We start from the raw sequence: 796 nt of genomic DNA, 5'->3' as shown, positions 1-796 counted from the left end.
ATTACTCGATGATCGAAGCGACGATGCCTGCACCAACGGTACGGCCACCTTCACGGATAGCGAAGCGGAGCTTCTCTTCCATTGCGATCGGCACGATCAGCGTAACGTCAACGGTAACGTTGTCGCCAGGCATAACCATTTCCGTGCCTTCTGGCAGGGTAACAACACCGGTCACGTCCGTCGTACGGAAGTAGAACTGTGGACGGTAGTTGGTGAAGAATGGTGTATGACGGCCACCTTCGTCCTTGGTCAGAATGTAAGCTTCTGCCTTGAACTTGGTGTGTGGCTTAACCGAACCTGGCTTGCAGAGAACCTGACCACGTTCAACGTCTTCACGGCCAATACCGCGAACCAGTGCACCGATGTTATCGCCAGCCTGGCCCTGATCAAGCAGCTTGCGGAACATTTCAACGCCGGTAACAGTCGTCTTGCCGGTGGCCTTGATGCCAACGATTTCAACTTCTTCACCAACCTTGATGATGCCGCGTTCAACACGACCGGTCACAACAGTACCACGACCCGAAATCGAGAACACGTCTTCGATTGGCATCAGGAATGGCTGATCAACTGGACGTTCTGGTGTTGGGATATAATCGTCAACAGCAGCCATCAGGTTGCGGATTGCGTCTTCGCCGAGTTCCTTCGAAGAATCTTCCAGAGCAGCAAGAGCCGAGCCCTTGATGATTGGCGTTTCATCGCCTGGGAAGTCGTACTTCGAGAGAAGTTCACGAACTTCGAGCTCTACGAGTTCGAGAAGTTCAGCATCGTCAACCTGATCGCACTTGTTCAGGAACAC

At 53.0% G+C, this 796-nt stretch carries 1 protein-coding gene; it reads right to left on the bottom strand.

What is annotated here, in order from left to right; translation table 11 throughout:
* Position 1 precedes the first annotated feature (1 nt).
* Positions 2-796 (bottom strand): elongation factor Tu (locus ABE530_RS19635; RefSeq protein WP_499695727.1); only part of this gene is annotated, 795 nt, incomplete at its 5' end.

This window comes from Brucella sp. TWI559 (genome assembly GCF_039674265.1).
GTDB lineage: Bacteria > Pseudomonadota > Alphaproteobacteria > Rhizobiales > Rhizobiaceae > Brucella > Brucella chromiisoli.
The sequence above is the reverse complement of the archived record's forward strand: the minus strand, read 5'-3'. Positions and strand labels throughout refer to the sequence as shown.